Origin of the sequence: Govania unica, assembly GCF_027920805.1 — a bacterium.
Taxonomy (GTDB): domain Bacteria; phylum Pseudomonadota; class Alphaproteobacteria; order Sphingomonadales; family Govanellaceae; genus Govanella; species Govanella unica.
Genome location: NZ_JANWOI010000002.1, coordinates 296,561 through 316,643, shown reverse-complemented (window position 1 = coordinate 316,643; position 20,083 = coordinate 296,561). Strand labels below are relative to the sequence as shown.

17 protein-coding genes are annotated in these 20,083 nt (G+C 59.3%); 10 read left to right on the top strand and 7 right to left on the bottom strand.

From position 1 onward, the window contains the following. Positions 1-2: 2 nt before the first annotated feature. Entirely contained in the window at positions 3-860 is an 858-nt protein-coding gene (gene cobA / locus NYP16_RS06295) for a uroporphyrinogen-III C-methyltransferase (protein ID WP_274943271.1), read from the bottom strand. Between the two features lie 166 nt (positions 861-1,026). On the opposite strand from cobA, the gene NYP16_RS06290 reads away from it, so the two are divergent. The 4 genes from NYP16_RS06290 to NYP16_RS06275 all read left to right on the top strand — a co-directional run bounded on the left by NYP16_RS06290 (position 1,027) and on the right by NYP16_RS06275 (position 7,435). Then, positions 1,027-2,451, top strand: a complete 1,425-nt coding sequence (locus NYP16_RS06290; protein WP_274943270.1) for a mannose-1-phosphate guanylyltransferase/mannose-6-phosphate isomerase — start codon at positions 1,027-1,029, stop codon at positions 2,449-2,451. Positions 2,452-2,824: 373 nt separating this feature from the next. After that, positions 2,825-5,068: a PEP-CTERM sorting domain-containing protein gene (locus NYP16_RS06285; RefSeq protein WP_274943269.1), complete on the top strand. Its 2,244-nt coding sequence runs from the start codon at positions 2,825-2,827 to the stop codon at positions 5,066-5,068. A 102-nt stretch (positions 5,069-5,170) separates the two neighbouring features. Further along, positions 5,171-6,409, top strand: a complete 1,239-nt coding sequence (locus NYP16_RS06280; protein ID WP_274943268.1) for an isoprenylcysteine carboxylmethyltransferase family protein — start codon at positions 5,171-5,173, stop codon at positions 6,407-6,409. A 45-nt stretch (positions 6,410-6,454) separates the two neighbouring features. Then, positions 6,455-7,435, top strand: coding sequence for a hypothetical protein (locus tag NYP16_RS06275; RefSeq protein WP_274943267.1), 981 nt, complete (start codon positions 6,455-6,457; stop codon positions 7,433-7,435). Here NYP16_RS06275 and NYP16_RS06270 read toward each other — a convergent pair. Then, positions 7,419-8,120, bottom strand: a complete 702-nt coding sequence (locus tag NYP16_RS06270; protein ID WP_274943266.1) for an alpha/beta fold hydrolase — start codon at positions 8,118-8,120, stop codon at positions 7,419-7,421. The genes NYP16_RS06275 and NYP16_RS06270 overlap by 17 nt on opposite strands. A 269-nt stretch (positions 8,121-8,389) precedes the next feature. On the opposite strand from NYP16_RS06270, the gene NYP16_RS06265 reads away from it, so the two are divergent. The 4 genes from NYP16_RS06265 to NYP16_RS06250 all read left to right on the top strand — a co-directional run bounded on the left by NYP16_RS06265 (position 8,390) and on the right by NYP16_RS06250 (position 12,950). After that, the gene (locus tag NYP16_RS06265; RefSeq protein WP_274943265.1) at positions 8,390-9,943 is read left to right on the top strand and encodes a DEAD/DEAH box helicase; all 1,554 of its coding nucleotides are present in this window, start codon (positions 8,390-8,392) and stop codon (positions 9,941-9,943) included. 241 nt (positions 9,944-10,184) lie between these two features. Continuing rightward, positions 10,185-11,243: a GGDEF domain-containing protein gene (locus NYP16_RS06260; protein WP_274943264.1), complete on the top strand. Its 1,059-nt coding sequence runs from the start codon at positions 10,185-10,187 to the stop codon at positions 11,241-11,243. A 62-nt stretch (positions 11,244-11,305) separates the two neighbouring features. Further along, positions 11,306-12,052, top strand: a complete 747-nt coding sequence (locus tag NYP16_RS06255; RefSeq protein WP_274943263.1) for a superoxide dismutase — start codon at positions 11,306-11,308, stop codon at positions 12,050-12,052. Positions 12,053-12,152: 100 nt separating this feature from the next. Then, positions 12,153-12,950 carry an enoyl-CoA hydratase-related protein gene (locus NYP16_RS06250; RefSeq protein ID WP_274943262.1) on the top strand — a complete coding sequence of 266 codons (798 nt, stop codon included), beginning with the start codon at positions 12,153-12,155 and terminating at the stop codon, positions 12,948-12,950. Positions 12,951-13,099: 149 nt separating this feature from the next. Here NYP16_RS06250 and NYP16_RS06245 read toward each other — a convergent pair whose 3' ends face one another. Genes NYP16_RS06245 through epsC form a run of 4 tightly spaced genes read right to left on the bottom strand, consistent with a single transcriptional unit; the run spans position 13,100 to position 16,502 of the window. Then, positions 13,100-13,435: a ferredoxin family 2Fe-2S iron-sulfur cluster binding protein gene (locus NYP16_RS06245; RefSeq protein WP_274943261.1), complete on the bottom strand. Its 336-nt coding sequence runs from the start codon at positions 13,433-13,435 to the stop codon at positions 13,100-13,102. Then, positions 13,435-14,583, bottom strand: coding sequence for a cysteine desulfurase family protein (locus NYP16_RS06240; RefSeq protein ID WP_274943260.1), 1,149 nt, complete (start codon positions 14,581-14,583; stop codon positions 13,435-13,437). The genes NYP16_RS06245 and NYP16_RS06240 overlap by 1 nt, the downstream gene beginning before the upstream one ends. Next, positions 14,580-15,683 (bottom strand): cysteine desulfurase family protein, encoded by a 1,104-nt coding sequence (locus NYP16_RS06235; protein WP_274943259.1) that lies wholly within the window; start codon positions 15,681-15,683, stop codon positions 14,580-14,582. The genes NYP16_RS06240 and NYP16_RS06235 overlap by 4 nt, the downstream gene beginning before the upstream one ends. 57 nt (positions 15,684-15,740) lie before the next feature. Beyond that, on the bottom strand, positions 15,741-16,502 hold the full coding sequence (gene epsC / locus NYP16_RS06230; RefSeq protein ID WP_274943258.1) for a serine O-acetyltransferase EpsC: 762 nt from the start codon (positions 16,500-16,502) through the stop codon (positions 15,741-15,743). Positions 16,503-16,774: 272 nt separating this feature from the next. Between epsC and NYP16_RS06225 the strand changes: the two genes are divergently transcribed. Beyond that, positions 16,775-17,431 (top strand): alpha/beta hydrolase, encoded by a 657-nt coding sequence (locus NYP16_RS06225; protein ID WP_274943257.1) that lies wholly within the window; start codon positions 16,775-16,777, stop codon positions 17,429-17,431. A gap of 144 nt (positions 17,432-17,575) precedes the next feature. Here NYP16_RS06225 and NYP16_RS06220 read toward each other — a convergent pair whose 3' ends face one another. Then, positions 17,576-18,718, bottom strand: coding sequence for an anhydro-N-acetylmuramic acid kinase (locus NYP16_RS06220; RefSeq protein ID WP_274943256.1), 1,143 nt, complete (start codon positions 18,716-18,718; stop codon positions 17,576-17,578). A 61-nt stretch (positions 18,719-18,779) separates the two neighbouring features. On the opposite strand from NYP16_RS06220, the gene tyrS reads away from it, so the two are divergent. After that, a complete protein-coding gene (gene tyrS, locus NYP16_RS06215) occupies positions 18,780-20,033 on the top strand; it encodes a tyrosine--tRNA ligase (RefSeq protein WP_279347163.1) in 1,254 nt (417 codons plus the stop codon). Positions 20,034-20,083 lie beyond the last annotated feature (50 nt).

The window sequence follows — 20,083 nt, the reverse complement described above, 5'->3', positions numbered from 1 at the left end:
GCTCAGATGGCGTCCTTCCGCGCCTGCATCCCAAGCGGATCGGCCACGAGAGTCCGCCCCTCATGGAGCGCCCCATACCAGTCAAGCGCCGCCCGCAACCGCACCACCTCGCCCACCACCATCATGGCTGGCGTGGCGATCCCGGCCTCGGCAGCGAGCCCCACCACGGCACCCAGAGTCGACTCGACCACCCGTTGCGTCGGCAAGGTCGCGTTCGAGATCAGAGCCACCGGCTCAGCCGCAGAACGCCCGCCCGCAAGCAACCGCTCCACCAGCTCGGCGATATGACTGAGCGCCATGAAGACCACAAGCGTCGTCCCGCTTTGCGCCAAAGCCACAAGATCAATGTCAGCGGGCAACCCGCCACCCGCACCATACCCGGACAGAAAGGTCACCGCCGAATTGGTCTGCCGGTCAGTCGCCGGAATACCCGCATAAGCGAGTCCGCCGACCCCGGCTGAAATCCCCGGCAAAATACGAAACGGCACGCCAGCGGCAACAAGCGCCCGCGCCTCCTCTCCGCCGCGACCGAACACCAGAGGATCGCCGCCCTTCAGCCGCAACACACGGCGTCCCGCCCGCGCATGCTCCACCAAAGCCGTCGAAATATCCCGCTGGGTCGGCGATGGCTTGCCGCCGCGCTTGCCCGCGAATTGCAACTGCGCTTGGGGCCGCGCGAGGGTCAGGATCTCCGGCCCCACAAGCGCGTCATAGACTACCACATCGGCCTGACGCAGACCGTTCAACGTATGCAAGGTCAACAGTCCGGGATCCCCCGGCCCTGCCCCGGCCAGCCAGACCCAACCGGGCTCAAGGCGCGGCAGATTGGCAAGCGGCAATTCAGGGTCTTCGGCAGTCATTTCATTACACACTTATTTTATGTTATACGGAAAATACATCTCATTTTTAACGTAATTACTATCTTCTGTCGAGGTGCACCGTTTCGACATTACCAAAACTTAGGCTTTGCATTATAAGCTGCTTGGCAGACAGCATTTTTCAACGACCGTTTGGGAGACATATACCGTGAGCGCAACCATTCATCCGGTCATCCTGTCGGGCGGTGTTGGCACGCGACTCTGGCCGCTCTCTCGGGCGCAGTTTCCTAAACAGCTTTTGCCTCTCGTCACCGATCGCTCGATGCTTCAGGAAACCGTGTCCCGCATCAGCGACGCCGCGCGTTTCAGTGCCCCGCTGATTGTCGCCAACGAGGATCACCGCTTCATCATCGCCGAACAGATGCGCCAGTCCGGCATCACCCCCGACAGCATCATTCTTGAACCCGAAGGACGCAACACCGCACCGGCCGTAGCGCTCGCAGCCCTTTATCTTGCCGCCCGTGATCCGGAAGCCATTTTGCTCGTCATGCCGTCCGATCATGTGATTGAAAACACAGACAGTTTTTCCAATGCCGTCAGCGCTGGCGCAGCCGCGGCTGCAGCCGGAAAACTCGTCACCTTCGGCATCACCCCGACCGCTCCCGAAACCGGCTATGGCTATATCGCAGCAGGCCCGGCGCTCCCCGGCCATCAGGGCGTTTTTGCGGTCTCCCGCTTTGTCGAAAAGCCCGATCTCGCCACCGCCGAAGGTTATATTGCCGACGGCAATTATTCCTGGAACGCCGGGATTTTCATGCTCCGCGCCGATGTTTATCTGGCCGAGCTTGAGCGCTTCAATCCAGCCATTCTCGACGCCTGCCGTGCGGCTCTCGCAGGCGCGAAAACGGATCTGTCCTTCACCCGCCCCGATGCCGCCGCCTTCAAGGCGTCGCCCTCCGACTCGATCGATTATGCGGTGATGGAAAAGACCGCCGACGCCGCCGTTGTGCCCGTCGATATGGGATGGAGCGATGTCGGCTCCTGGAGCGCTCTCTGCCTGCTCGCCGACAAGGACGACCGCGGCAACGCCATCCGTGGCGATGTCATCGCCATCGACAGCGACAACAATTACATCCGCTCCGAAGGGCCGGTCGTCGCCACCGTCGGGCTTGAGGATATCGTGATCGTGGCCATGGATGACGCCGTAGTCGTCGCCCATAAAAACAAGTCCCAGAACATCAAAGCGGTGGTCGAGGAACTCACGCGCCGCAAGCGCACCGAACATCTGAGCCATACAATTGTCTATCGTCCCTGGGGCAGCTATCAATCAGCCGATAGCGGCGACCGCTATCAGGTCAAGCGGTTGGTGGTGAACCCGGGTGAAAAGCTCTCACTCCAAAAGCACATGCATCGCGCCGAACATTGGGTGGTCGTGCAGGGTACGGCCAGAGTGACCCGGGATGACGAGATCATCATGCTGCATGAAAACCAATCGACATATATCCCCGTAGGTGCAACCCATCGGCTTGAAAATCCGGGCAAAATCCCCCTTTACATCATCGAGGTACAGTCCGGCGGCTATCTCGGTGAAGATGACATTGTAAGATTTGACGACACTTACGGTCGAATTTGACACAAGACCATAATAACGTGACATGGGTTGGGAAAAGGTCACAAACTTCTCTCAACATCGAACGGGAATTTGAGTTTTTTATATTCCCTTAAGTCATTTCAATAATTAATCAATAAAATCAATACGATCTTAAGGAAATCCATTCTAAGCTCCTGATTATTGCAAGGATGCACTTGCACGTTCGCCCAGCACGTGCCCGATAAAATCCAACCGCCGTTCTGTGGCACAAGAATTGCTTCTATAAATCTATGAGTTGCTCCTGCCGAGACCGACATGTCGGACATCCCAAGCAGAGAGCAGCGCCGACGGCATCTTTGAGGATTAATCCAAAAGAGATGCAACAGGAAATTGCTGTAACTAGGAGCCGATCGAAATGGTGACAAGAAAATGGGCTGTTGCAGGTGCTATTGCGGTTGCCGGCCTGGCCACTGTCAGCATCTATGCATTGCTGCATCGCGATATACCAGTTTCTCACGCTTCATCGGATGAAGTGACCTGGAATCAGGCCACTCTACCCGCGGCTGCCAGCGACACAGACGACAGCGCCCCAGCCTCAGCCAGCACGGCAGGCCAGGAAACCAACATCACCACTGGTTATGCCAACACCTGGACCGACAAAACCGATAACGGCTTCGTGCTTCTAGAGTCGCCGAATTTCGACAAAGCCCTGACCGGCAGCATCAAGGGCGATCAGGCTGGCCTTGGCGATCTGCAAAACTACCTTGACAGCGCGCTAGGCGACGAACCGATCCTGCGCCGTCTCGCGGGCCGCCTTCTTGAAGGTCTGAGCACGAGCAACATTCGCCATGACTACACCGCCGTGGCCGCTGCGAGCCAGCGGGTCGCCGAAGGCGTCGCCCGCGCCATGGCCTCGGCCTATCGCGTCAATTATGGATCGACCAGCGATTTCAGCCCTGAAAAAACCGCCATGGGCTGGGATTTCGGGCCAACATCCAACAAACTGCCAAAGAATTTCTCCCGCGTCGCGCCAAACTCGAAAGAGATCAATGGCACCAAGGTCGCGGCCTTCGATTTGAAGTCTGGCAGCGCGCCCTTCAACGACGGCCTGACCGGCGTCACCAGTTTTAAAACACGGCTGACCGATGGCCTGTATCGCGTTCTCGTGGTCTCGGGTCCGCAGGCCGATGGCCGCCTGCCCAAAGATCCTTTTGGACATCTGTCGACCGACGGCCGCACGCTGCGCATGGTCGATGCCACGCGCAACATGCCCGATGCCGAAGTTCGCTTTTCCAGCGCCGGGATCAATTATTACGTGCCGACTTTCGCCATGGCCGCAAGCGTTCCCGGACTTGCCCCCATCAATGCCGATGGCGGCCGCCTGGTCAAACTCAACAATGGCAAGGGCAAAGCGGGCCAGGGTGAACTTCTCGTCACGCGGGCCAAAGTCGAAAACGGAGAGATGACCTTAGGCTTCGCTCCATCCGCAGGCGGCGAAACCTATATTGTCGCCTTGATGGTCCAGAACAGCGATTACTCAGCCTTCGAAAAAGACATGCAGGAGCAGATTGCAGCTCTGTTGTCGTCCATCGAAACAGCAGCTGGCGGCGACAATCGCGGCACACACCCGGGCCATACATCGCCCTTCCAGACGGCTTTCAATACCACACAGAACGGCACACACGGCAGCCGCAGCGGTGGTGGCTTCGGCAGCGGTGGATATGCAGGCGGCGGCTACGCAAGCGGTAGCAGCGGCGGCGGCTATGGATCTGGCAGCAGCGGAGCGTCACCAGGCTCAAGCCCGTCATCCTCGACGTCCTCATCCTCATCTTCAGGCGGCAATGGCGGAACGCCATCCTCGACGTCGTCGTCCTCATCCTCAGGCGGTAACGGTGGCACGCCATCCTCAACGTCATCGTCCTCATCCTCAGGCGGCGATGGCGGCACACCATCCTCGACGTCATCATCCTCATCCTCAGGCGGCGATGGCGGCACGCCGTCCTCAACGTCATCGTCCTCATCCTCAGGCGGCGATGGCGGCACACCATCCTCGACATCATCATCCTCATCCTCAGGCGGCGATGGCGGCACACCATCCTCGACGTCATCATCTTCAGGCGGTGATGGCGGCACACCGTCCTCGACGTCATCGTCTTCAGGCGGCGATAGCGGCACACCGTCCTCGACATCCTCGTCTTCAGGCGGCGATGGCGGCACACCGTCCTCGACATCGTCTTCATCCGGCGGCCCCAAGCCGCAAGATGCGCTGCAAGCCGATGCCGGTCATGACCTTATGGGCAATCTTGGCGACAGCTTCTTCCTGAACGGCTGCAACTCGGTCTTCAGCGATCAGACCTTGTGCGATTTCACGGCTGAGTATCTCACCGAAAACTTCAGCATCACCTGGTATTATGAAGGGAATGAAGTCGCGTCTGGCATCACGGCGACGCTCGACACCTCGACGAACCCGTGGTTTACGACTATCGGCGACTATATCCTCAGCCTTGAAATCATCTTTACGGGTGGCGATCTGCAGGGTTTGGCCTCAACCGATTTCACCCAGTTGAGCCTGAACCAGAATGCAACCATTCCCGTTCCCGGCATACTCGGGCTATTTGGTCTCGGGCTGCTCGGGCTTGGATATCGTCGCCGGCTATAGATGCAGAACGTTCCCACATATACTGCGATTGAGGAGCGGGAGCCCCCCGCTCCTCAAAGCGTTTCACCCCTCCGCCGTCCCCGCTCCGTCACCAATGGCTGGATGGCACTGATCGCGGCGCTTGCGGCGGTGGCCGTTGTCCTCACGTCGAACGGACAATCGACCTGGCAAACCCTGATGCTGGCGGCGCTCGCCCTGGCCACCCCACTTGTTCTGAGCGATATCTTTCTATTCAAGGTCTATAACCGGCCAAGCGCCGGTCTCGGCCGCAGCCGTGCCGAAGCATTGCCCGGAGCGCCTGCCCGCGTCGCCACCAAGCTTCTTGGCCTTTGGTTGACGCTTGGCATCATCGCCATAGGCTATTGGCTGTTTCCGGAATATCAGCAGGATTTTTACAGCCCCTACTTCACCATGCTGAAGCTGGCCCTGCCGGTTTTCCTTGTGGCTGCGGTGCCCTATTTCCTGCTGATCGACCGCCGCATGAGCGATCCCCATGACGGTTACTGGCTGACCGGGCGCTTGATGTTCGGCCTACTGCCCACGACCGCCGAGGCCCGCCGGAAACTGCGCGAGCATCTCCTTGGCTGGACCATCAAGGCCTTCTTCCTGCCGCTGATGACGATCTTTCTCTATAACAATGTGGGCTGGATGCTGAGCAGGCCCGTCGAACAGGCCTTCGCGGATTTCCATGTCGCGGTTCACTGGTGGATCACGCTCGGCTTTTTCCTCGATGTGATCTTTGCCTTTGTCGGCTACACGCTGACCATGCGCCTTCTCGACAGCCACATCCGCTCAAGCAACCCGCTGTTGCTCGGCTGGATGGTGGCGCTCATGTGCTACAAACCGTTCTGGACCTTTATCGACGGCAGCTTTTTCAGCTACGGCACCCATCCCAACTGGCAAACATGGCTGCGCGACAGCCCGACGCTTTATACCATCTGGGGCGTTGTGCTGATTATCCTTGTGATGATCTATGCCGGTGCGAGCGTTGTCTTCGGCCTCCGGTTTTCAAACCTGACCCATCGCGGCGTGCTGACCAACGGCCCCTATCGCTTCACCAAGCACCCGGCCTATGTGGCGAAAAACATCTATTGGTGGCTGGTGTCAGTCCCATTCCTGAGCGCCGCCGGACCTGAACGCGCGGTACAGGCGAGTATATTGCTGTTCGGCGTCAACGTGATCTATTTCCTCCGCGCCCGCACCGAGGAAAAGCATCTATCCGAAGATCCGGATTATGTCGCCTATGCGCTCTGGATCAATGAGCATGGGCTGTTCCGCCGCCTCGGCCGGCTGATACCCGCGCTCAGCTACAAAGCCCCTGATCAAGCGTCACAAAACTGAGCTCCAAAGCGTTACTCCTGAATGGAAACCATTTGGAGCATGCACATGGAAAATCCGGATCGAGATAAATATAGAAACCTCGATCAGGGCTTTTTAAATTTTGCAAAAAGCGCTGACGATACATACCCCCTGATCACGTTTCACATGGACCCCGACTGGATTAAGACCAGACGTCAAGGATTTGCATATATATTAAGACGCCTAGACGCAGACCTCTATCCGCCGGCAGTGGAAATTCCATTTTTTGAAGAAAAGTATGCCCAATATCATGAGGACGATTTAGACAAAATCGAAACTGACGAAGCTAAATCGATGATAATGGCTCAGAAGATTGGTATACCTGACAATATAATTTCACTTCATGTCTTGAATCTTCATAAGTCCTCACACGGCCAGGAAGTATTACAGTCCAAAAAATGGCACAAAAACTGGAATGGGGTTTGGATTCATATTGGCAACGACGCACAAAAATCTATGGGAAATGAATTAAGGTATAAAAAAATAAATAATATCTATACCTTGGCACGAAATATTCCTGCAGATAAATTCTACGAAGACCATGCCTGTCACATCATGGAAGAACCGCAATTCAAATGCGGACTAATTCTTTCCAGTCACAGCGGGCTAGCACAAAAGAACAAATGCTTCATTTTTGATCTACATAAGAAATGTAAAAACAAGAAAACGCTTCTCATAGGACCAAATTGTGACATTTGGATTCCCCTGTCCGGAAATCATTGCGGCCAGCCATTGTTGAACCCGACATCATTCGATGTCGTCGCTGAAGATGATAACCCTGACGAATGGTACACATGCCCCAAAATCATACCAAATCCATTGAATGATTATAAATTATATGAGCATCAATTACAAACAATCTACCATTATTTAACTGAAAGATACTTCAATTATGCTCAACTTAACTCAAATACAGAGCGCTTCTTAAGCGTTTCTGATCATACACCGAATATCTATAAGAATCGCGAAATGCCAAGCTGGACGACCACAGCTAGACGTAAGAAATGAGCCATCTTCTCAGAATATCATTCGTAACATCCGGCTGCTCCAGCGGGGCCAGATGACCGCAACGTTCGATCACCTCAAGCCGCGCTCCGGGAATAAGCGCGGCCATTTCCTCGCTCAGCTCAAGCGGCGTTGCCTTGTCCTCGCGGCCACACAGAATAAGCGTCGGACAAGCAATCGCGCCCAGAAACGGCCGACTGTCGATACGATCAATGATCGCTGTTTCCTGACGGATGAAGGTCTCGACCCCCGACTGCCGGGCCATGTCCAGAATGGTCGCGGTCAGCACCGGATCGCCCACCCGGTCGGCATGCACCAGATTGGGAATGAGCTGCGGCGTCACCCCCCTGAACTTGCCACGGCGGGCGAGCGCGATGAAGTCCCGGCGACTTTTCGATTGTTGCGGGCTGTCGGGCCGGGCGCTCGTATCCAGAAGCGCAAGCCGGGTCACCCGCTCCGGCGCCTGGCGCATGATCTCAAGCGCCACATAACCGCCCATGGACAACCCCGCAAGGGCGAACTGCGCCGGAGATTCGGCCAAAATCGCCCGAGCAATCTCACCAATGCTGTCATGCCGGGTATGATCTCCGACTGTTATATCGGCCACATCCGCAAGCCCGGCGACCTGCGCCGCCCAAAGGGCCTCCGTGCACAGCAGACCCGGGACAAGAACAAGATTTTGGTGCATGATAGGAGTTCCTTATGAGGCAGCTTCTTCTGTTTTGCCGGATAATGGACCGCCAAAGCAACATCAAAGCGCGGTTTGATAAGACAGAGATTGACTTCAGCCATGCATTGCCTATGCTGCGCGCGACAAGGCGGCGCTATAAGCGCGGGCCGCCACTTGGTCTGCCCGCAGGGATACCAAAAACTTTCCTCCCAATAGGTTCCCCCCTAGGACTGCCAAAGATTTTGGTTCCGAATGTCATCCGCGCGTTAACCGAGTGAACAATCGGCATGAGTTTTCGCGACCTAAGCCTCAGTGACGAGGTCCTCCGTGCTCTGGACGAAGCCGGCTATAAAGAGCCGACTCCAATTCAGACACAAGCTATCCCCGCAGCCCTTCAGGGGCGGGACATCCTGGGCATTGCCCAAACTGGCACCGGCAAGACGGCGGCCTTTACACTTCCCATGATCGACATCCTCGGCGCTGGCCGTGCACGGGCACGTATGCCGCGGTCGCTCATTCTCGAACCGACCCGGGAGCTTGCAGCTCAGGTCGCCGACAGCTTCGAGAAATATGGCAAATATCATAAGCTTTCCAAGGCCCTGCTGATTGGCGGCGTGTCGTTCGGCGATCAGGAAAAACTGCTTGATCGCGGCGTCGACGTGTTGATTGCCACGCCGGGCCGGTTGCTCGACCATTTTCAGCGCGGCAAGGTGCTGTTGAACGGCGTCGACGTTCTGGTGATCGATGAAGCCGACCGCATGCTCGACATGGGCTTCATCCCGGATATCGAGCGCCTGATGTCGCTCATCACCCAACGTCACCAGACGCTGTTCTTCTCGGCCACCATGCCGTCGGAAATCAAGCGTCTGACCGACCGCTTTCTGACCAACCCCAAAGTCATCGAAGTGGCCCGCCCGGCCACTGCGGCGGCAACGGTTGAACAGGCGCTCGTGTTCGTCAACGGCCGCGACCGTGAGAAGCGCGCCAAGCTGCGCGACCTCATCCGCGCCGAAACCGTCCAGAACGCCATCATCTTCTGCAACCGCAAACGCGACGTGCAGGTGGTATTCCGTTCGCTCGAACGGCACGAGTTCAGCGTTGGTCAGCTCCATGGCGACATGGACCAGTCAAGCCGCATGGAAACCCTCGCCAAGTTCAAGAACAACGAGATTCAGTTGCTCGTAGCCTCGGACGTGGCGGCGCGCGGCCTTGATATCCCGGCCGTGTCCCATGTCTTCAACTTTGATCCGCCGACCCATGCCGACGACTATGTGCACCGTATCGGCCGTACCGGCCGCGCCGGGCGCGCGGGCAAGGCATTCACTCTGACCACCAGCGAAGACCGCAAGCTGGTCTCCGCCATCGAAAAGCTGCTTGGCATGCCCATACCCCCCTCGACCACCAGCGACCAGGCCGGCGCAGCTCCTGCACCCGGAGTCGACGCGGAGGCTGGCGGTGAACGCCGGGCCCGCAAAGGCCGCGACCGCAAACCTCGGGAACGCCGCGACGCGAAACCGCAAGACGACAAACCCCGTGAGGTCAAGCCGCGCGAGGACAAGCCAAAGGCTGAAACCGTCCAGCCTGTACCGTCACAGCCCGAAAAAGCGCGTGACGACAAGCCACGTTCGGAGCGGCCCCAAAATGCCCGCCAGTCTGATCGACGCAATGATCGGCCTGACGAGCAGCGGGCGGCGCGTCCGGATCGGTTCCAGGATCGCAACCGTAACGACAAACCGCAGAACCCGCGTCATCGCCGCCGGGATGAAGAAGACGACGTCTCCGTCGTCGGTTTTGGCGACAATGTCCCGGCCTTTTTGCAGCGGGCCCCGCGCAGCGCCTGAACAGGCCGTCCGATCATTTGAAATTTAACCAACAGGCGGCGGAGGACTAACCTCCGCCGCCTGTTGCATTTTCCGAATATCAACTCTCGCTGGTTTCTTTTCTTGCACCTATAGCAAGCAAAGTTAGAAATTAATTAGGACATTCTCCTTTATATATCTAAGCACAAAGCGGCCACCGTCAGCACATAATGACGGTCCATTGTGCATGGGGAACCGGATGTATCCGGGAGAGGACAAAATCATGAGTGCCCAGAATCGGGCTGAGTACACGGCAGCTGCGGACTTGAAAAGTCCGACGGTTTTTGCCGACCAGGCCATGACTCTCATGGCACTGCATGGTATTTCGCCGATCCCCATGAATTATCAGCTTTGGTTCACATATTTCACTGGGCAGAATGCAGCTCTCTCGCAGGAACTCAATGCGCTTCTGGCCAGTACTCCCGCCATCAATGACCATCTCTGCGCCCAGATCTATGCCCGTCATTTCAACCCTCAGGGCGATGACAGGCTGATCAACGAAACCAACCAGCGCGTGCAGATCGAACTTGAACATCTGATAAAGCAGCTGCAGGCCGCCGAGCATGACACCTCGCGCTTTGGCAATACCCTCATGGGCTACAGCGACAGCCTGGCCAAGGCCACCGACACCAGCACCCTCCACAGCTATCTCGCAACGCTGATCAGCGAAACTCGCGATATGGAGGAAAAAAGCCGCGGTCTCGAAGGCGAACTCAAGAACTCCTCGCGCGAGATCGAGCGCCTGAAAGTCAGCCTCGAAGCCGCCCGTACGGAGGCGCTGACCGACCAACTGACCAACATCGGCAATCGCAAACTATTCGAACAAAGTCTTCATGACGGGGTGACGCAGGCCAATGCCACCCAGACGCCGCTGGCCATGATTTTCTGCGACGTCGATCATTTCAAGAAATTCAACGATAACTGGGGCCACAAACTCGGCGATCATGTGCTGAGACTGGTGGCCCAGCAGCTCAAGGATCACACCCCCGACAAGGGCACCCCCTCCCGCTTCGGCGGCGAGGAATTCGCGATCCTGTTGCCATCTGTCCTCCTCGCCCAGGCTGCCGCCATCGCCGAAAATCTGCGCCTCGCCATCTCGACCAGAACCATGAAGACCCGGACCACCGGCGTCAATCTCGGGCGCATCACTATGTCCTATGGCGTCGCACTTTATGTGCCGGGTGAAAGCCCGGACAGCTTCGTCGCCCGCGCCGACCGCGCGCTTTATGCGGCAAAGGCCCGGGGCCGCAATTGCGTCATCACCGAAGACGCCCACACCTAGACTGCTGTCAACTGGCCCCCCAATGATGCTATACTCGGCCATCCTGGCCGAGGAAGTCCCGCATGAACGACGTGACACGAAGAGACGCCTTGAGAACCGCCGCAGGCGTCCTTGGCGCAACCGCCACGATTTCTGCGGGAGGGGTAGCCATGGCGCAGACTCCGAATTCCTCCCCGCCCGCCATATTGCCCCCCGCCTTTGCCGCGACACATGAACCGCGCCCCCTGCCTTTTGATCCCGCAAGGCTCGACGGTCTGTCCGAGAGGCTGATCAAGTCGCATTGGGAAAACAACTATATCGGTTCAGTCAAGGCGCTGAACATGATCGAAAAACGCCTGGCCGCCGCCTTGCGGGATCCTGATCTGCCCCCCATCGTCTATGGTGACCTGAAGCGGGAGGAACTGAACCGCACCGGCTCGCTTGTCCTGCATGAGCACTATTTCGGCAATCTGGGCGGCAATGGCAAGACGGCCGGGGCGATCGTGACCGCGCTCGACGCCGCCTATGGCTCCCTCGCGAATTGGGAGGCCGAGTTCCGGCGCACAGCCATGTCGCTTGCAGGCGGTTCGGGCTGGTGCATTCTGGGCTTCAATCTCCACACCAGGACGCTGCACAACCACTGGGCCGCGGACCATATGCATAACGCATCGGCCGCCGTGCCGCTGCTCGTGCTCGACATGTATGAACATTCCTTCCAGATGGATTATGGTGCCGCCGCCGCAAAATATGTCGACGCCTTCATGCGCAACGTGAACTGGGAGGAAGTCGACCGCCGCTATGCCCGCAGCATGAAAATGGCGGCGCTATAATCGTCATCACCAAAGACGCCCTCACAATGCCTTGACAGGGATCGCGCTCTAAAGCCAGTCTCCTCCAAACAAGCGTTTTATCTAATGGGGAGACGGGATCATGAGCAGCGACAGCATTCTTTTTGACATCACCGATGGCGTTGCCGTCCTGACCTTCAACCGCCCGGCCGCGTTGAATGCCATGACCAATGAGATGGCCGTCGCCTTCCGCGCCTGCCTCGATCCGCTTCTGAGTGGGGAGACCCCGGCCCGCGCCCTGGTCCTGACCGGCGCCGGACGCGGCTTCTGTGCCGGAGCCGATCTCGTCAGCAGCATCAACCCGGCCGATTTCACCGCCACCAGCGACGCCGGTCTCGTGCTTGAAAACCATTACAACGGCATCATTAAAATCATTCGCGCCCTGCCCATGCCGGTGATCGCCGCCGTGAACGGCCCCGCCGCCGGTGTCGGCATGAGCCTTGCCATGGCCGCTGACATTCTGGTGGCGGCGCGTTCGGCCTCGTTCCTGCAGGCCTTCGTCAATATAGGCCTCGTGCCGGACGGCGGCAGTTCATGGTTCCTGCCCCGTATCATCGGCCGCAACCGCGCCGCCCGCATGATGATGCTCGGGGAGAAAATCAGTGCCGAAGACGCCTTTGACTGGGGCCTCGTCAGCAAGCTCGTGGACGATGACAAGCTCATGGACGAAAGCCTCGCCATGGCCCGCAAGCTCGCCACCGGCCCAACTAGGGCCATCAACCTCATCCGCCACCTGCTCGACGCCTCCGAAGGCCACAGCCTGACCGAGCAACTGGACCTCGAACGTCAGCACCAATGTACCGCCGGCCGCTACGAAGACTTCCGAGAAGGCGTCGCCGCCTTCCTCGCCAAACGCAAACCAGATTTTTCGGGAAAATAAGCGGCATCATGGATACCCGGGTCAAGCCCGGGTATGACAGGTTTTTGGTGGTCGGGGCATCTTATCAACCCTAACAACTAACCGTCGCTGCCTCAAAACAAGCTGTCATTGCCGGGCTTGACCCGGCAATCCATCTCTCCGCCCCACCATCACTCATTCATCAGATTATGGCTTCCCCGCGGTAACCTCACGGTCAGCCCGTCAAGCTTATCCGTCACCACAATCTGGCACCCCAGTCGCGAGGTGGCCGAAAGCCCGTAGGCGAGATCAAGCAGATCTTCCTCCTCCTCGGACGGCGGCGGCAATCGATCATAATCTGCCTCGGCCACGATCACATGACAGGTCGAACAGACAAGCGACCCCTCACAGGCCCCCTCGATCGGGATGTCATGGGCATGGGCCACATCCAGCACCGATTGCCCAACCCTGGCCTCAACCTCCAGACGGTCGAGGCCGTTGGCGCTCACGAACACAAGCTTCGGCATCAGGCAACGTCCTGCAACTGCTGCGCCACCGCGATCACCCGGCCGGCGGCATAGATCATCTCATCCTGCGTGGTCATGCGACCAAAGCCAATCCGCAGCGAGGATTTGGCCAAGGCGTCCGGCACCCCGATAGCCCGCAACACATAGGACGACTCATTGGTGCCCGAAGCGCAAGCCGCCCCGGACGACACGGCAAGATCACGCAACCCGGCAATCAGCCGGTCGCCATCCACGCCCTCAAAGCTCAGATTGAGATTGCCGAAATAGCGCGTGTCTTCACTGCCGTTCAGCAGCACCCCGGTGAGACCTGCCCTCACACGGGCCAAAAACTCTCTCCCCAGGCGTTCGATGCGTGGGGTTTCCTCGGCCATGCTGTCGCGCGCAATCCACGCCGCCGCGCCAAATCCCGCCACCAACGCCGGAGCCTGGGTTCCCGATCTGAGCCCAGCCTCCTGCCCGCCGCCATGGAGCAGCGGCTCGATCACCATCTTGGGCGTGCCCCGCACATAGATCGCGCCAACGCCCTTCGGCCCATACATCTTATGCGCCGACAGGCTCATAAGATCGCAGCCGATGACATCCACATCCAAAGGGATCTTGCCCGCCGCCTGCGCCGCATCCACATGGAACTTCACGCCCCGCGCCCGGGCCAGCGCGCCAATTTCGGCCAGCGGCTGAACAACCCCGATCTCGTTATTGACGGCCATGACGGAAATCAGCGCCGTATCGTCCCGCAATGCCCGCGCCACCCGATCAAGATCCAGCAACCCATCCGGCCCTACCGGCAAAATCTCGACCTCAAAGCCAATCCGCTTCAGCCACAGGCAGGATTCAAGCACGCATTTATGTTCCGTCGCCACCGTCACCACATGGCGTTTTTGATGGCCAAAGGCAAAGCCCGTGCCCTTGATAGCCATGTTGTTGGCTTCGGTCGCGCCGCTGGTGAAACTGATTTCCGCCGCCTCCGCGCCGATCAGCTCCGCCACCTGAGCCCGCGCCACATCCAGCGCCGCATGGGCTTCCCAGCCATAACGATGGCTTTCAGAATGGGGATTGCCGAACTTGTCGCCAAGATAGGGCACCATCACCTCCCGCACCCGGGGGTCGAGCGGGGTGGTCGCCTGATAATCAAGATACACCGAAGTCATGACAGGGCCTTCTCCCGCGTCTTGCGGTAATGGCCGATCCAGCCATCGACAAAACGCCGAACCTCAGCTTCATCCGTATTACGGCCAAGACTGACCCGGATCGCCGTCCGGGCCAGATCGTCCGGCACCTGCATGGCCGCGAGCACATGGGAACGCTGCACCTTGCCCGACGAACAGGCCGACCCGGCACTGACACAAATCCCCTTGAGATCAAGCGCCATGACCTGAGTTTCACTCGGCACGCCCGGCATGGCGACACAGAGCGTATTCGGCAGCCGCGCCACTCCGGCGCTGAACACATGGGCATCCGGCGCCACCTCGGCAATCAGGCTTTCGATCAGATCACGCAGCCGCGCCGCCTCAGCAAATTCAGCCGGGTTCGCCCGCGACACTGCCGCACCAAAGCCAACGATGCCGATCAGGTTTTCCGTCCCCGACCGCCGCCGCATTTCCTGCCCGCCGCCGGACAACAGCGGCCGCAGATCAAGCCCTTCGCGGATCACCAGCGCGCCAATTCCTGCCGGACCGCCAAGCTTATGCGCCGAAAGGCTCATGCTGTCGGCCTGTAACGCCCGCACATCGACCGAAATCTTACCCAGCGCCTGCACCGCATCCACATGCAAATGCCCGCCCGCCGCGTGGACCATGGCGGCAATCTCAGCAATGGGCTGAATGGTTCCGGTTTCGTTATTGGCCAGCATCACCGCCACCAGCGCCGGACCGTCTGCAAGCGCCGCCTGCAAGGCCTCAAGGTCCAGAAGCCCCGCGCCATCCACCGGCAGCGGAGCAGCCTCAGGCAGCGCCGCCCGCACCGAGTCATGCTCGGTTGCGGAATAGAACACCCGGCTCCAGCCAAAGCCGCCAAGCGCCGTGGCATTGGCCTCGGTCCCGCCGCTCGTGAACAGGATTTCCGCAGGCTTCACATTGACGGCACGGGCGACAGCGGCCCGCGCCCGGTCCATGGCCTGCCGCGCCACACGCCCCGCGCCATGAACCGATGATGGATTGCCAACATGGGTCCAAAGCTCCGACATGGCGGCCATAGCTTCAGGCCGCAGATCGGTGGTCGCGTTATGGTCTAGATAGATCATGCTCTTCATTCACAACTGTCATTGCCGCCTTAGGTAATGACAGGTACGACAAATGCGACGACCGGCCTAGAGATTAACCGCAAAATCATGCTCGTCATCATCCTGCTGCGGCGTCGCACGGGCTGGCGAGCTGCGTCCGTCGCGGGCGGCAAGCTCCCGCTCCAACGTCTCGATCCGGCCGCGCAGGCTGCAGATCATTTCAACCATGCCCTCAAGGCTGCGCGCCACCGGGTCCGGCAGATCCGCTGTCGGAATGCCATAAGCACAGAAATCCCGGGCCGAGGCCACCCGTGAATCCGTCCGCACCTCAGGACGGCGGCGCTGGACTTCACGGGCTGGAACGCCGATCACCGTGGTTTCCGGCTGCACTTCCTTCAGCACGACGGCATTCGAGCCCACCCGGGCATTCCGGCCGATGCGGATAGGGCCCAGAATCTTGGCCCCTGCCCCGACGATCACCCCATCTTCCAAAGTCGGATGACGTTTGCCACGCTCAAGCGAGGTGCCGCCAAGGGTCACGCCCTGATACAGCGTCACGTCAGACCCGATCTCCGCCGTCTCCCCGATCACCACACCAGCCCCATGGTCGATAAACAGACCAGGACCGACGGTTGCGCCCGGATGAATTTCAATACCGGTCAGAAACCGGGCGAACTGACTGAGCCAACGGGCCAGAAATCGCCAGTTCCGCAGCCACAAGGCATGGGCCAGGCGATGGAAAAACAGCACATGGACGCTCGGATAGGTCACCATAACCTCAATCTGGGAGCGTGCCGCCGGATCGCGATCAAGTGCTGCTTTGATGTCAGCCCGTAACTCTGTCCACATCAGTGATGGTCCCTAAACTCCCGGAAACGACTGCTCATTCCGGCTTGGATCAGTATACGCGAAAGCACCGCTCCTGAAAACGTCGGCCCCCGCCCATGGGGTTAATTCCATATGCCTGACTGTAGAAATGGTGAAGCCGGGGGGCCTCTGTCAAGGGCAAACCACTGCCCGGTCCACCGAATTGTTGCGCAACAGTTGCGCCGAGAGGGCCAGTTTCTATATAACAGGGCGGCAGCACTATCTTTTTGTTCGAATATGAGGTCCAAAACACGATGCCCGAAGTTATATTTAATGGGCCTGAAGGCCGTCTTGAAGGCCGCTATAACCCGGGCACCCGCGAGAATGCGCCGATTGCGCTGATCCTCCACCCGCATCCGCAATATGGCGGAACCATGAACAACAAGGTGGTTTACTACCTGTATCACTCCTTTGTTCATCGCGGTTTTTCTGTTCTGCGCTTCAATTTCCGCGGTGTCGGTCGCAGCCAGGGCGTATTCGACAACGGCATCGGCGAACTGAGCGATGCCGCAGCGGCACTCGATTGGCTGCAAACCTATAACCGTGACGCCTCCAGCTGCTGGGTCGCCGGCTTCTCGTTCGGAGCCTGGATTTCCATGCAGCTCCTGATGCGCCGCCCCGAGATCGAAGGCTTCATCTCGGTATCGCCGCCCGCCAACATGTTCGATTTCAGCTTCCTCGCCCCCTGCCCATCCTCCGGCCTGATCCTTCAGGGCACAGCGGATACGGTGGTGACCGAACCCTCGGTTCAGAAACTCGCCGACAAGCTGCGCTCCCAGAAATCGATCGAAATCGACTACCGCAAAGTCGACGGCGCGAGCCACTTCTATGAAAATCACATGGATGTCATGGTCCAGCAGATCAACGACTATCTGACCAAACGCCTCGGCCCGGTGCCCGCTAAGGCCTGACCTTTACCCGTGCTTCGAGACAGGCCCCTCACGGGGCCTTCCTCAGCACGAACGGTTTTGTGCAAAAAACCGCCAGTCAAGCTGAGCTCCTCAGGAAACCCTCCGTTCGCCCTGAGGAGCGAAGCGTCTCGAAGGGCCCGTTCGTCACCCCATCACATGAAAAATCCGCCCGCCCGGCTGCGGCGTCTTGACCCGGGTCGTGGACGGTAAACTCAAGGGCATGCCATAAAGCGCCCGAACCGCCAGAAACCCAAAGGCCTCCGCCTCCAGGCTATCGCCGCGCCAGCCATAGACGTCCACCGGCTTGACCGTCACCCCAAGCCGCTCCCGCAGCGCCTGCATCAGCGCCGGGTTATGCCGCCCACCGCCGCAGACGATCCACTCGGCCGCCGCCTGCGGGAACTGCCGACTGGCCTCCGCCACGCTTGCCGCCGTAAACGCCGTCAGAGTCGCCGCCCCGTCCTCAAGCGTCGCTCCTTCAGGACGGCATTGAGCGAACGCATCGCGGTCCAGGGATTTCGGGGCGTTCTGGCTGAAATAGGGATGTCTCATCCATTCGGCCAGCAAGCTGTCATCAACCCGCCCTGCTGCCGCAAGTTCACCGCCAAGGTCGCAACGCGCGCCCGAACCCGCCAGCACCCAATCATCGATCAGCGCATTGCCCGGCCCGGTATCAAATGCCAGAATCTCGGGGTTCTCCGGCTTTTCCACCCAGGTCACATTGCCAACCCCACCGAGATTGAGCACAGCCACCGGCCAAACCGCCGGCCGCCGCTGCCCGAGACCCTCTGCCGAGCGCAGCAAAGCCGCATGATAAAGCGGCGCAAGCGGCGCCCCTTCCCCACCCGCAGCCACGTCAGCGCGGCGGAAATCCGCCACAACGCGAATACCAGTCAAATCCGCCAGCCGCTGCGCATCGCCCACCTGCCAGGTCAGCCCAAGCTCCGGCGCATGGCGCAGGGTCTGACCATGAAAGCCGATCACGTCCACCTGATGACGATCAATGCCGTTGGTGACCAGAAATTTCAGCACTGCAGCGGCGTGACGGTCAGCCATCAACCGCCCGGCATCGTCAAGCGCGTCCGGAATCTTGAAACTCGGCGGCAAGCTCGCGGCCAGACGCACAGCATCGCGAATACGCTCCCGCGTGGCGTCGTCATAAGCGTAGGTTTCCGCAGGCCCGAGACGGGTGATATGCTCCCCGTCGGTCTCCAGCAAAGCGACATCGATGCCGTCCATGGAGGTGCCGCTCATCAGGCCGATGGCAGTGAAAACTTTACGGTCCATCCTGATCATCCTTCACGCGCCTGTTGTCTCCCAAGCGTAAGCTATGCTACATCCCCAAGCTATGACAAAGGTGAAATCAGACTTCCTGAACGTCCTGATCGAGCGCGGTTACCTGCATCAATGCACGGACCTCGAAGGACTTGACGCGGCCTTCGAAGCCGGGATCGTCCCCGCCTATACCGGCTTCGACCCGACCGGCGCGAGTCTCCATGTGGGACATCTGCTGCCGATCATGCTGCTCCGGCTTTATCAGCGCATGGGCCACAAGCCGATCGTGCTCATCGGCGGCGGCACCTCCAAGGTCGGCGACCCCTCGGGCAAGGACGACACGCGCCAGCTGCTGACCGACGACATGATCGCCAGCAACATGGCCAGCATCCAGACCATCTTCGACCAGTTCCTGACCTTTGGCACCGGCCCGACCGACGCCATTATGGTCAACAACGCCGAATGGCTCGACAAGCTCGCCTATATCCCGTTCCTGCGCGACGTGGGCCGCCATTTCTCGGTCAATCGCATGCTCAGCATGGACAGCGTCAAGCTCAGGCTTGAACGCGATCAGCCGCTGTCGTTCCTTGAATTCAATTACATGATCCTGCAGGCCTATGACTTTGTCGAACTGAACAAGCGCTATGGCTGTGCCGTGCAGCTCGGCGGCTCGGACCAGTGGGGCAATATCGTAAGCGGCATCGACCTCGGCCGCCGCCTCAATGACATGTCGCTTTACGGCCTGACCATGCCGCTGATCACCACGGCATCGGGCGCCAAAATGGGCAAGACCGCCAAAGGCGCCATCTGGCTCAAGGACGACCTGCTGCCAAGCTATGACTACTGGCAATTCTGGCGCAATACGGCGGACGCCGACGTCGGACGCTTCCTCGCGCTGTTCACCGAACTGCCCATGGACGAAATCCGCCGCCTCGAGTCCCTCGGCGGTTCGGAAATCAACGAAGCCAAAAAGATCCTGGCCAACGAAGCCACCGCGCTGTTGCACGGCCGCCAGGCCGCAACCCAGGCCGAAGACACCGCCCGCCGCACGTTTGAGGAAGGCGCCTTCGGCGGCGACCTCCCCACCATCACCGTGCCCCGCGCGGAACTCGAAGCCGGCATTCAGCTGATCGACCTCCTCGCCCGCACCCCCCTCGCCACCTCAAAAGGCGAAGCCCGCCGCCTCATCCGCCAGGGCGGCATCCGCGTCAACGACGAAAAAGCCGAAGACGAACTCGCCAACCTCACCCTGGCCACGCTAAACGCCGACGGCGTCATAAAACTAAGCGCCGGAAAAAAGAAACACGCATTGGTGCAGGTGGGATAACCCCGTCATCGCGAGCCGCAAAGCGGCGCGGCGATCCAGACTCTTCCTTC